Consider the following 12,195-nt stretch of genomic DNA (forward strand, 5'->3'; position numbering starts at 1 on the left):
ATATACGGTCAAATGGCCGCAGAGGGATCGATCGCATGAAACGTGTCATTGCGGCGCTGGGATGGCTCTCCTTCTTCCTGACCGTCCTGTTCGCTTTCGCCGGGCCTGTTCGGGCCGACGAGGTTTTCACCGCCTATAACTCGGCCATCGACGTCGCCAAGAGCGGCGTGCTGACCGTGACCGAAACGATCACCGCCAATGTCGAGGGAAGCCGCATCAAGCGCGGCATCTACCGCGATTTTCCGCTGATGGTGACCGACGCAGACGGCCGGGCCGTCAAGGTTGATTTCAAGCTTATCTCCGTCGAGCGGGACGGCGCTGAGGAGCCGTATCGCACCGAAGGGATCAGCAGCGGTATCCGTATCTATACCGGCGACAAGGATGTCTTCCTGCCGGATGGTGAACATACGTTCCAGTTTACCTACGAGACCGCACGCCAGATCCGCTATTTTCCCGATCACGATGAACTCTACTGGAATGTGACGGGTAACGCGTGGGCGTTTCCGATCGAGGAAGCATCTGCCACGGTTACCTTGCCTGCGGGCGTGAAGGCCGAAGCGCTGAATATCTTCACCGGACGCCAGGGGGCGACCGGCAAGAATGCCCGCGCGCTCGAGGATGGCGACCGCCTGGTCTTCACCACGACGCGCCGCCTTGAGGCGAACGAGGGGCTGACCATCGCCGTCAAGATGCCGAAGGGCAGCATCGATCCACCCTCGGTATCGCAGGAAAGGGCCTGGTGGTTTTACGACCACCTGCCGCCGATCCTGGCAATAACCGGCTTCGTGATCGCGGCCCTCTATTATTCGCGTATGTGGCTGAAGGTCGGCCGCGATCCCGCCCGCGGCGTCGTCGTGCCGCGCTGGGATGCTCCGGACGGGATCTCCCCGGCCCTGGTCAACTACATCGACAATAAGGGGTTTTCCGGTCAGGGCTGGACGGCCCTTTCCGCCGCTGCTCTCAATCTCGCCGTCGATGGTTATATCGTCCTGAAAGACTTCAAGAATTCGCTGGTTATCACCCGCACCGACAAGGCAAAGCCGGCGTCGCTCCCGACCGGCGAAGCGGCGGTTCTGTCGGCGGTACAGCGCCATGGCGGCGAGCTGACGATCGACAGGGACAATGGCCCGGCGGTGCAGAGGGCCGGCGCGGATTTCCGCAACGCCATGGAAAAGGAACACCGCAACAAATACTACCATGCCAACACCACCTATGTGGTCGGCGGCATCGTGCTTTCGGTGCTGTTCCTGCTTGCCATTTTCATCGCGGGCCTTGTCGATGGCGCAACGGTGGCGCTGGTGCTTCTGCCGGTGGTTGCTTCGGTGGTCATCTCGCTGTTTGCGCTTGCCATCGGCAAGCTGTTCAATAAACGAGGCAGCCTGTTTGCGCGCATCGGCTTGCTGATCGCGGCCGCCTTCCTGACCTTTTTCGTTGCCGCCGCTGCGCTCAGCGTTCTGGCGGTGGTCGTCACCATGGCGGTGACGGAGCATCAGGTGCCGCTGCTGATCGGCGTCGGCGGGCTGGTGCTGGTCAACATGCTGTTCTTCCATCTGATGGGTGCGCCGACCCCGATCGGCTCGAAGATGATGGATGGCATCGATGGCCTGCGGCAATATCTGACGCTCGCCGAAAAGGAGCGGATGAACATGGCCGGTGCGCCGGAAATGTCGCCGCAGCATTTCGAGAAGCTTTTGCCCTATGCGGTTGCGCTGGGCGTCGAAAAGCCCTGGTCGGAAACCTTCGATCGCTGGCTTGCCGCTGCCGCTGCCGGTGCGGCTGCCTACCAGCCGGCCTGGTACAACGGCGATAGCTTTGCCGCCGGCTCCTTCGGTGACCGCATGGGTGGTTTTGCGGGCTCTATGGCCAGCACCATGACCTCATCGCTCCCCCCGCCACCCAGCTCCTCATCCTCCGGCTTCTCCACCGGCGGCGGCTTTTCCGGCGGTGGCGGAGGCGGCGGCGGTGGAGGCGGCTGGTAGCTCTCGAGAACAGGCCACCGGTGCGCTATATTTCGGGAAGTCATAACCGTGGATGGCGGCGATGTTACCGAGATGGGCGATTGTCACTTCCTTTCTGCTGTCGAGCGGCGGCGCGTCCGCCGAAACCTCGCCGGTTTCTGTTGATCTCGCGCTTGTCATAGCCGTCGATGTTTCCTATTCCGTAGAGATGAACGAGCTTCGTGTTCAGCGAGAGGGCTATGTCGCTGCCTTCCGGCGGCCGGAAATTGTCGAGGCCATTCGAAGCGGCCCTCTGGGCAGGATAGCGGTGACCTACGTCGAGTGGGGCGGGGCGGCCGTTCAGTTATTATCATGGACCCTCATCGACGACGAACCGAGTGCGAAGCGCTTTTCGGAGGCTTTGCGCCTGCGGCCGATCCGGCGCATTTCCTTCACCTCGATTTCCAACACACTTGCCGTTTCCCGAAAACTCCTCTGGACGAGCGGTTTCAACGCGACCCGGCGGGTGATCGACATTTCCGGCGACGGGCCCAACAACGCGGGCGTCCCCGCGCCGGTCGCGCGCAATTCCACGGTCGCTCAGGGCATCGTTATCAATGGGCTGCCGATCCAGCTGCGCACCGCGCCGGACTCCGCTTCAATCCCGGACATCGATGCCTACTATGAGCAATGCGTCATCGGCGGCGCCGGGGCTTTCATCGTGAAGGTTTCGGATGTCTCGCAGTTTCCCCCGGCGATATTGGCCAAGCTTCTCGCAGAAATATCGGGCGTGCAGGTGAGCACGCGTCGAGCGCCATCGGCACAAGCGATCCCCGTTCAGTATAAGCCCCCGTATAACTGCTTCATTGGCGAGGAGATGCAGGAACGCTCGATCGGGAGATAGGTGGGGCCGGGGATCGCATTTTTGCCATTGTGCAGCAACGGCAAATTTTGCTAGCAGAAGCCAGCCATTTTCACCCCACCCCGGCACCGCGTGCCGACCCTCTCCATCGCGGCGAGGGTGAGGAAGAAATCTGATGCCCGATCTTCTGCTTGAACTCCGCTCCGAGGAAATCCCGGCCCGTATGCAGCGCAAGGCTGCCGGTGATCTGAAGAAGCTCCTGACCGATGCACTGGTCGAGGCGGGGCTGACCTATGAGGGGGCGAGGGAATACTGGACGCCGCGCCGGCTGACGCTCGATATTCGCGGCCTGAACACCCGCTCGGCCGATGTCCGCGAAGAGCGCAAGGGCCCGCGCACCGACGCCAACGAAAAGGCGATCGAAGGCTTTTTGCGTGGTGCGGGTCTCACCTCGATCAGTCAGGCGCATGTCCATAGCGATCCGAAGAAGGGCGATTTCTATGTCGCCCACATCGTCAAGCCCGGCCGCCCGGCCGAAGAAATCATCGCCGAGGTGATGCCCGGCATCATCCGCAATTTTCCGTGGGGCAATCCGATGCGCTCGGGCGCAGCGTCGGCCAAGCCGGGTGCGCTTCGCTGGGTGCGGCCGCTGCAGTCGATCATCTGCCTGTTTGGTCCGGAACACGAGGAAACCCACGTGATTCCGTTTACGGTCGGTGACATCACCGCGTCGAACGTCACCTACGGTCACCGCTTCCATGCGCCCGAGGCAATCACCGTGCGCCGCTTTGCCGATTACATCGAGAAGCTGGAAAAGGCCAAGGTCATCCTCGATGCCGAGCGCCGCAAGCAGATCATCGCCGCCGACGCCGCCAACATCGCCTTTGCCAGCGGCCTTGAACTGGTCGAGGACGAGGCGCTGCTCGAAGAAGTTTGCGGCCTGGTCGAATGGCCGCAGGTGCTGATGGGCTCGTTTGAGGAAGACTATCTGGCGATCCCGTCGGAAATCATCCGGCTGACCATCAAGACCAACCAGAAATGTTTCGTCACCCGCCGACCGGGCGAGGAAACCCTGTCGAACAAGTTCATTCTCGTCGCCAATATCGAGGCGAAGGACGGCGGCAAGGAAATCATCCACGGCAACGGCAAAGTGGTGCGCGCCCGTCTTTCCGACGCAAAGCACTTCTGGACCCGCGACCAGGGCGACCTGCCGGATCTGGAGACCCTCGAAGCGTCAGCCAGCAAGTTCGATCTCGACCTGAAGAAGCCGCTCGACCAGCGCATGGCCAAGCTCGACGCGCTGAACGTCACCTTCCACGCCAAATTGGGCACGCAGGGCGAACGCGTCCAGCGCATCCGCACGCTGGCCGCCGAACTGGCCAAGGTGACCGGTGCCGACCCGAAGCTGGTTGACCGCGCTGTCGTACTCGCAAAGGCGGACCTGCGCACCGAAGCCGTCGGCGAATTCCCGGAGCTGCAGGGCATCATGGGCCGCAAATATGCGGCTCTGCAGGGCGAGGACGCCTCCGTCGCCGCCGCGATCGAGGATCACTGGAAGCCGCAGGGCCCGTCCGACCGCCTGCCGGCCGACGCTGTCGGTCTGACGGTCGCGCTGGCCGACAAGCTGGATACGCTGATCGGCTTCTGGGTCATCGACGAGAAGCCGACGGGGTCGAAGGACCCCTATGCGCTGCGCCGTGCGGCACTAGGCGTTGTGCGGATTCTCTTGGAGCGGAAGGTACGTTTGCCGCTTTCAATGATTGTGAAGGACGCAGACCTCCTCTCCTTCTTCCACGACCGCCTGAAAGTCTACCTGCGCGATCTCGGCGCACGCCACGACCTGATCGATGCCGTTCTGACACCGGACGCCGACGACCTGCTGATGGTTGCCCGCCGTGTCGAGGCGCTGACGGCTTTCGTCACCTCGGAAGAGGGCCTCAACCTGCTTGCCGGCACCAAGCGCGCCACGCAGCTTCTGGCCGCCGAGGAAAAGAAGGGCACCAAGGTCGCAGCCAACGTCGATCCGGTGCTGCTGAAGCTCGACGCCGAAAAGGCGCTCTATGCCGCCGTGACGCAAGCCTCCACCGAGGCAAGCGCTGCCATCGCCGGTGAAGACTTCCGCGTCGCCATGGAGGCGCTGTCGAAGCTGCGCGGCCCGGTCGATCAGTTCTTCGCCGACGTTCTCGTCAATGACGAAGACCCGGCCATCCGCGCCAATCGCCTCGCCCTGCTCGGCCTGATCCGCGCGGCCACGGGAACGGTTGCGGATTTCTCGAAGATTTCTGGGTGAGTGGAATACTTGTCAATGGTGACGTATGTGTTACTATTGAGGCATGAAGATCCTTGAATATCTGGATCAGGCGGGCAGAAGTCCTTTTGCAGAATGGTTCGCGTCAATCGAAGCGAGAGCCGCATCGAAAGTGACCATTGCGTTGGCACGTGTCTCCTCCGGCAATTTGTCCAACGTCAAGGGCGTTGGACACGGCTTGCTGGAGTATCGCATCGACTATGGGCCGGGCTACCGCATCTATTTCGGCCGGGATGGCGAGCAGATCGTCATTCTCCTGGCCGGCGGTACGAAAAAGCGCCAGCAAAACGACATCGAGACCGCACTGGAATGCTGGCGTGACTACAAACGCCGCAAAGGAAGCTGAGATGCCACTGACACGTGACTTCAAGACAACGGTTCAGGCAAGAGCCCGCAATGATGCGAGCTTCAGGGCTGCTCTGCTGTCGGATGCTGTCGAACTTCTGCTGTCGGGCGATGTGGAAACCGGCAAGGCGGTTCTGCGGGATTTCATCAATGCGACCGTGGGTTTCGAGCGGCTTGCCGAGACGGTCGGAACACCCGCCAAGAGCCTGATGCGGATGTTCGGACCGAAGGGAAACCCGCGCGCGGAAAACCTGTTTCATGTGATCAGCCAACTTCAGGAAGAAACCGGCGTCCATCTCGCCGTCGCGGCTGCGTAACGCGGTTTCCGTTGATTGCTGGGGCGGCGTGAGCTGCGAATGCTTCCATCCGCCAGACGGTACCCTGGAAAACTGACATGGAGCGTTATCCAAAACCCATGACTGTCAAAATCCTCGTCAGCGCCTGTCTCATGGGCCATGCCGTCCGCTATGACGGACAGGCCAAGCCACTTGTGCATCGGTCCCTCGACCGCTGGCGTGCTGAGGGGCGGCTGGTGACGATCTGTCCGGAAATGTCGGCCGGTATGCCGGTGCCGCGACTGCCGGCGGAGATCGAACCGGGAAAAACCGGTGCCGGCGTCCTGTCCGGCGCTGCGCGCGTGCTGGAAAGCAACGGCGGTGATGTCACGGATGTGTTTCTTCAGGCGRCCGAAAACGCGCTGGCGCTGGCGCGCGAGACCGGCTGCGCCTACGCGCTGTTGATCGATGGCAGCCCATCCTGCGGCTCAGGCTTCATCTATGACGGCAGTTTCACCGGCCGCCGCCAGCCGGGCGAGGGCGTCACGGCCGCTCTGCTGCGGGCAAACGGCATCCGCGTCTTTTCCGGCAAAGAGATAGAAACGCTGGCGGCGTTGATCGACACATGCTGATGGCGCCGGCGGGCGGGTGCCTGCTCTTGGGTGCCGGAGCACGGCACAAAAAATTGCGCCCCTGCTTCTCTCAGGGGCGCAACCTTTCGCCTGGAGGGCGAAGACCCGATCAGCCTTTTATGCGCGGCTGGTTGGGGCAGGGACAGGAAATCTCAGTGTCATTTTAGCCGAAGTTGGAAATTTTCGAGATCAACTTCTTGTGACCGGCTGTCTTGCGGCGTTACTGCGGCCATTCCAGCCATCGATGCCTGACTGAGGGAACTTGTTTTCGCAGCGGTGTCGATGATCACAAGCGTGGCTGCTGCCTGGGCCTCCGCCGGTTGTGCATTCGCGGTTGCCGCCTCCGCCAGATCGCTTGCGGGCGGCATTTTGGCCTGCGCCTGCTTGATGTCGTTTTCCGATGCCTTGCTGATGAAGACGACCGGCGAGCCGCCGAGCCAGGCTTCGGTGCGAACCAGTTTCATCTCGCCGTTGATTTCCTTCAGCTCCACCCGCTCCGTCCCCGGCGCGACGTCCGGAACGATGTAGCCGGTTTTCTTCTTGGTCACAGGCGGTGGGCACTGGCCGCAGGAAAGCTGCGAGATGCTATGGTTGACCTTCTCCCCGGCGATCACGTTTTCGAGCGAAGACGCGCCGGCTGTGCCGGCCGCAGCCAGGCTTGCAAGTGTGAACAAAAGGGCGCGCATCGGCTTTCTCCTCTGAATGAGTGAGAAGAAAATATCCGTTCTCCGTTACGTTCCCGTCAGGAGAATTGGTAAAAATTGAATGAGTTTTCCAATAGGTCGCGCATCGCGCGGCCGTCAGTTTTTTTCGCGCTCGACCGCCTGCCAACCGATATCGCGGCGGCTAAAGCCGTTGTCCCATTCCACCCGGTCAAGCGCCGCATAGGCCCTGTCCTTGGCTGCGCTGACGGTGCTGCCCATCGCCGTCACGTTGAGCACGCGGCCGCCGGTGGCGACCAATTGCCCGTCCTTCAGCGCTGTTCCTGCATGGAACACCTTGGTCCCGGCGTCCGCCTCAGGGAGCTTGGCGATGGGCGTATTCTTCTCGTAAGCACCCGGATAGCCCTTCGAAGCCATCACCACGGTCAGTGCCGCCTCGTCGCGCCATTCGGCGCTGACGGCGGCCAGCGTGCCGGTGGCCGCGGCATGGAGCAGCGGCAGGAGATCGCTCTTCAGCCGCATCATCAGCACCTGGCATTCCGGGTCGCCGAAGCGGACATTGTATTCGATCAGTTCCGGGCCCTTGGCGGTGATCATCAGGCCGGCAAACAGCACGCCGGTGAAGGGGTGGCCGCTATCGGCCATGCCGGCAATCGTCGGCTCGATGATGTCGCGCATCGTGCGCTCGACCATCTCAGCCGTCATCACCGGTGCGGGCGAATAGGCGCCCATGCCGCCGGTGTTGGGGCCGGTGTCGCCATCGCCGACCCGCTTGTGATCCTGGGCCGATGCCAGCGCCAGCGCCGACGTGCCGTCGCACAGGCAGAAAAAGCTTGCTTCCTCGCCGTCGAGATAGGCTTCGACGACCACTTCGGCGCCGGCGGCACCGAAGGCGCCGGAAAAGCAGCTATCGACCGCATCAAGCGCTTCATCCAGCGACATGGCAACCGTGACGCCCTTGCCGGCGGCAAGTCCATCGGCCTTGATGACGATGGGCGCGCCTTGCTGACGGATATAGGCCTTTGCCGGTTCGGCGGAGGTGAAGCGCTGATAGGCGCCGGTGGGGATATTGTATTTGGCGCAGATGTCCTTGGTGAACCCCTTGGAGCCTTCAAGCTGGGCGGCAGCCGCCGAAGGTCCGAAAACCGCGATGCCGCCGCCGCGCAGCGTGTCAGCGAGACCAGCGACCAGCGGTGCTTCCGGGCCGACAACGACGAAGTCGATCGCTTCCCTGCGGCAGAAGGCCAGAACCGCGGCGTTGTCAGCGGTATCGATATCGACGATTGCCGCCTCTTCGGCGATGCCGGGATTGCCGGGAGCCGCATAGAGCGCCGTCAGACGCGGCGATTGCGCCAGTTTCCATGCCAGCGCATGTTCACGCCCGCCAGATCCGATCAACAGAACTTTCATCACCTACTCCCGCAATCCGCAGTGTTGAGGTGCGGTTAGTATGCCCTTCGACAAAAGCCCGCTTCCTGACAAAAAATCGTTCCGGCAGAATGTGCCTCATTTATCGTACGGGGCTCTAAGGCGAGGGCGGTCCAAGGTCAAGGCGAAATCGGCACAACGCCTGCGATACAGGCGCTTCAGAGCAGATCAGCGGACACTGGAAGGCGACTGTGGCCGTGGAACGGCACATGGCCGTCTGCGGAGCCGGCGATCCTTGCCGTCTGTTTCAGTGCCCAGATGGACAGGTCGGCGAGCATCAGCGGTTTGCTGATAAGATAGCCCTGGAAATGGTCGCAGCCACCTGCCGTCAGCATCGCCAGCTTCTCGCCGGTATCGACCCCTTCGCCGACCACCGTCATGTTCTGCGCATGACACAGAGCGATCATCGCCTTCAAGGCCGGCAGGGATTCCGCGTGGGCAAGGTTTTGCACCAGTGCCCGGTCGAGTTTGATGGTGTCGGCGGTATATTCGATGACCTGCTGCACGGAGGTGTAACCGGCGCCGAAATCGTCGATCGAGATGCGGAAGCCCCGTTCACGCAGGGTCTCGATATTCCGGTGCAGCTGGTCGCCGAGCTTGACGGCATAGGTTTCGGTCAGCTCGATCTCGATGGTCTGCGGATCGAGCCCGTGCCGTGCCGCGCAGTCGGAAAAATAGTCGCTGATCGATTTGGAGTGAAGTTCCGCCGACGAGATATTGATCGCAAGCACGGTCTTGGGTCCGAACAGCTGCTTCAGCCGGTGATGCTCCGACATCGCCCGGTTGATCACCCACCAGTCGATCTTGGTAAACAGGCCGGTGCTTTCGGCGATCGGCACGAATTCGTCGGGCGTAACGTTGCCAAGCGTCGGCGAGACCCAGCGCAACAGAGCCTCGCAACCGGTTACTGTGCCGCTGGTATTCACGATCGGCATGTAAACGAGGTGGAACTGCTCGTCGGGATCGACCAGCCGAAGCTCCTCCTGAATATGGCGGACGCGGTCGCGCTTGTCCTGCAGCGCCCGCGAGAAGCGTGAGGAGTGGTTCTTGCCATTGGTCTTTGCCTGGTACATCGCCGCATCGGCATTGGAAATCAGCTCGGCAAGGTTGGTGGCATCCGTCGGGCAGATGGCGACGCCGATGCTGGCGGTGACGGGGTAGTGCTTGCCGCGGACTTCGAAGCCGTTGGAAAACAACGCGAGGATCGCGGCGCACATTTCGCGGATCGTACCGTCACGCGGCGTCGATTGCACGAGAACGGCAAATTCGTCACCGGACAGACGGGCAAAGACAAACGGTGGCAGCGCCCTTCGCGTGGCGATCACGCCGATCGCGTTCTCGATCCGCAGCGCCAGCATCTTCAACAGGTCATCGCCGACCTCGTGACCGTATTTGTCATTGACGAACTTAAAGTGGTCGATGTCGATGAACAGAAGGCTGCAATGGCCGCCTTGCGCAGCGACCTGGTGGACGACGTCTGCGGCAAGCATATTGAAATGGGCGCGGTTGCTGATGCCGGTCAGCGTATCGGTCCAGGACGTCTGCTGGACCAGTTTCAATGCGCGCTGCGATTGATCGTGCAACTGCTTGATATTACCGGTCAACCGGCCGATTTCGCCCTCGGCGCCGGTCTCCTTGATGCCATCGTTTTCGCCGCTCATCACTGCCGTCACCTGCCGGTCGAGAGCTGCGATCGGGTTGGTGATGAAGCGTCGGATGAGGACGATCATCAAACCGACGGAAAGAAGGCTCATGACCAGCGCGCCCAAAACCAGGAGCAATTTCATCTGAACCATATTGCCGGAACCGTGGGATGGCGGAACCGTCAGTGTCGCAAACAGCGAAGGCGCAAGCCGGACGGCTGCGGAAAGGCTGTCGGGTGGTTGCGGCTGCGGCGCGGTCTCGAAACGGATCGCAGTTTCATATTCATGCTGCAGGGCGCGTTGCATGCTCAGAAACTGGGCCGGCTCGATTGCCACCTGGACAAGAAGCGCGTCTGATTTTGCACTCGGCAGCGGACGGCTGAAGGTTACCGGGTCGATGAATTCCGAGTAGACGATCAGCGGACGTGCTCCGGCATCGTGCAGGAAACTCCAATCCCGCAACTGGCTGCCTCCGATGAGCCTGCTTGCCAGCGCCACTTGCGGCGCACCGATCGCGGCGAAGGGATCGTCGCTGTTCTCGAAATAGTAACCCGGTGTCAGGTCGGGATTGAGGATGGCGAAGGAGATGAATTTCTTCGGATCGTCGGACAGCGAGCGGACGCTCTGCTGCAGCCGCAGGCCAAGCGCGTTGTTGCGGTAGGCTTCATCCGGTTCCGAAACGAACAGGCGGACCGCGTTGCCCTCGAGGATCGAGTAGAGAAAGCTTCGGCTCTGGCTGACCTCGTTGCGAAACAACGCCGCCATATGGTCGAGCTGTTGTGAAAGCCGCGTGCGCTCCAGAGCCAGAACGGAATGGGCCTGCACAAAATAGACCGAGAGCGCGGCCACGAGGTAGCCTGCCAGGACGACCGGAAAGATCAGGAAGAACGCGCGTTTGCCAAGTGTCACTGGAAGTTTGCCATCGAGCTGATGATGCGCCGGCGTGTCTGGATAGATTGGATCGTCAATTCCTTCTGGTACTGGCTCTTGGCGAGAATATCGGCGGGCGGATATATTTCCTGGTTGGATCGCATCTCTGCCGGGATCAGTTCAAGCGCCTTTTCGCTGGCAGTGGGCATCGTCAAGGCCTGGGCGTTATCGGCAGCACTTTGCGGCGAGCCGATGAAGTCAAGCAGCTGCAGCGCAAGCCCTTTGCGCGGTGAGGCGGCGGTGACGGCCATGCAGTCGAGCCAGGAGAGTGTGCCTTCCTTCGGCACCACATAGCGCCAGACGCCGGGCGTGCCGGCCTTTTCGTTGAGCACATGCTGATCGCCGCTATAGGCCAGCGCCATATAGATATTCCGGCCGTGTTCGGAGCTCTGGATCGAGGTGATCACATAGTCGTAGGTGAGAACGAAGGGCGCCTGCTTTTTCATGACTTCGAAGGCGGCTTTCAGCGTCTCGTTGTCATTGGCGTTGATGGATTTGCCCAGCATGGCCAGCGGCGCAACGAAAGCCTCGTTGTGATCGTCATACATGGCGATATGTTTTTTCAACGCCGGGTCCGGCGACATCAGGTCGTTCCAGGACGTCGGCGTGGTCTTGACCATGTCGGACCGGTAGACGATGCCCATCGTACCCCAGAGATAGGGCATGGCATAGCCGGCGCACCGCGAGGTCCACTCGGCCTTGTAGTCTTTCATCGATGCGACGTTCTTGTCCGACAACGGCTCCAGCACACCGCGCTTGCCAAACAGGCCGGCCCCGTTTTCGCCGATGACGGCAAGGTCGATATTGCTGCCGGGGTCCGAAAGCACCTCGTCGCGCGCATCGCCGCTGTCATAATAGATCTGGTGCACGGCAACGCCGGTCTTCTCGGTCCAGCGATCGAGGATCTTCTGGTCGATATAGGATTCCCAGATCAACAGGTTCAGCGTTTCCGCTTGCGCGGGCGCTGACGCGATCGATACGCCGAACGCAGCGGAAGCGGCCATTAACGTGTTGCGCATCGAATTAGCCCCGATAGTCCCCGGGGCGGACCTTAGCGCTCAATACTTGATGAATACTTACAAGGGAATGCGCTGGTTGCAATTTGGTTGAAATGCCACCGACCCGGATTCCCGACGGCAGCTGGACTTTTCACGTGGCAGGATGAGGGCGGCG

At 61.4% G+C, this 12,195-nt stretch carries 10 protein-coding genes; 6 read left to right on the forward strand and 4 right to left on the reverse strand.

Annotation, left to right across the window (positions count from 1 at the left end):
- The first annotated feature begins 35 nt into the window (after window positions 1-35).
- From AC1D17_RS08770 to AC1D17_RS08795, 6 genes are all read left to right on the forward strand, one after another.
- Window positions 36-1,979 (forward strand): DUF2207 domain-containing protein, encoded by a 1,944-nt coding sequence (locus tag AC1D17_RS08770; protein ID WP_477565018.1) that lies wholly within the window; start codon window positions 36-38, stop codon window positions 1,977-1,979.
- A 61-nt stretch (window positions 1,980-2,040) separates the two neighbouring features.
- Window positions 2,041-2,841: a DUF1194 domain-containing protein gene (locus AC1D17_RS08775; protein WP_477565019.1), complete on the forward strand. Its 801-nt coding sequence runs from the start codon at window positions 2,041-2,043 to the stop codon at window positions 2,839-2,841.
- A 133-nt stretch (window positions 2,842-2,974) separates the two neighbouring features.
- The gene (gene glyS, locus AC1D17_RS08780) at window positions 2,975-5,089 is read left to right on the forward strand and encodes a glycine--tRNA ligase subunit beta (RefSeq protein WP_477565020.1); all 2,115 of its coding nucleotides are present in this window, start codon (window positions 2,975-2,977) and stop codon (window positions 5,087-5,089) included.
- Between the two features lie 130 nt (window positions 5,090-5,219).
- Window positions 5,220-5,453: a type II toxin-antitoxin system RelE/ParE family toxin gene (locus AC1D17_RS08785; protein ID WP_477565021.1), complete on the forward strand. Its 234-nt coding sequence runs from the start codon at window positions 5,220-5,222 to the stop codon at window positions 5,451-5,453.
- 1 nt (window position 5,454) lies between these two features.
- Complete coding sequence (locus tag AC1D17_RS08790; protein WP_477565022.1) at window positions 5,455-5,769, forward strand: helix-turn-helix domain-containing transcriptional regulator; 315 nt, start codon at window positions 5,455-5,457, stop codon at window positions 5,767-5,769.
- Window positions 5,770-5,867: 98 nt separating this feature from the next.
- Window positions 5,868-6,359: a 2-thiouracil desulfurase family protein gene (locus AC1D17_RS08795; RefSeq protein ID WP_477565023.1), complete on the forward strand. Its 492-nt coding sequence runs from the start codon at window positions 5,868-5,870 to the stop codon at window positions 6,357-6,359.
- Window positions 6,360-6,517: 158 nt separating this feature from the next.
- Here the strand turns inward: AC1D17_RS08795 and AC1D17_RS08800 are convergent, their stop codons facing one another.
- From AC1D17_RS08800 to AC1D17_RS08815, 4 genes are all read right to left on the reverse strand, one after another.
- Window positions 6,518-7,045, reverse strand: coding sequence for a plant virulence effector HPE1-like domain-containing protein (locus AC1D17_RS08800; protein ID WP_477565024.1), 528 nt, complete (start codon window positions 7,043-7,045; stop codon window positions 6,518-6,520).
- A gap of 114 nt (window positions 7,046-7,159) precedes the next feature.
- Entirely contained in the window at window positions 7,160-8,431 is a 1,272-nt protein-coding gene (purD, locus tag AC1D17_RS08805; RefSeq protein ID WP_477565025.1) for a phosphoribosylamine--glycine ligase, read from the reverse strand.
- Between the two features lie 176 nt (window positions 8,432-8,607).
- The gene (locus AC1D17_RS08810) at window positions 8,608-11,001 is read right to left on the reverse strand and encodes a putative bifunctional diguanylate cyclase/phosphodiesterase (protein WP_477565026.1); all 2,394 of its coding nucleotides are present in this window, start codon (window positions 10,999-11,001) and stop codon (window positions 8,608-8,610) included.
- Window positions 10,998-12,041, reverse strand: a complete 1,044-nt coding sequence (locus AC1D17_RS08815; protein ID WP_477565027.1) for a polyamine ABC transporter substrate-binding protein — start codon at window positions 12,039-12,041, stop codon at window positions 10,998-11,000. Before AC1D17_RS08815 ends, AC1D17_RS08810 begins: the two co-directional genes overlap by 4 nt.
- Between the last annotated feature and the right edge of the window lie 154 nt (window positions 12,042-12,195).

This window comes from Pararhizobium sp. P1_E7 (assembly GCF_056405855.1).

Bases quoted from the DNA above. Each gene is read 5' to 3' on its own strand.
- AC1D17_RS08770 (WP_477565018.1), top strand. From the start codon at position 36: ATGAAACGTGTCATTGCGGCGCTGGGATGGCTCTCCTTCTTCCTGACC.
- AC1D17_RS08775 (WP_477565019.1), top strand. From the start codon at position 2,041: ATGTTACCGAGATGGGCGATTGTCACTTCCTTTCTGCTGTCGAGCGGC.
- glyS (WP_477565020.1), top strand. From the start codon at position 2,975: ATGCCCGATCTTCTGCTTGAACTCCGCTCCGAGGAAATCCCGGCCCGT.
- AC1D17_RS08790 (WP_477565022.1), top strand. From the start codon at position 5,455: ATGCCACTGACACGTGACTTCAAGACAACGGTTCAGGCAAGAGCCCGC.
- AC1D17_RS08800 (WP_477565024.1), bottom strand. From the start codon at position 7,045: ATGCGCGCCCTTTTGTTCACACTTGCAAGCCTGGCTGCGGCCGGCACA.
- purD (WP_477565025.1), bottom strand. From the start codon at position 8,431: ATGAAAGTTCTGTTGATCGGATCTGGCGGGCGTGAACATGCGCTGGCA.
- AC1D17_RS08815 (WP_477565027.1), bottom strand. From the start codon at position 12,041: ATGCGCAACACGTTAATGGCCGCTTCCGCTGCGTTCGGCGTATCGATC.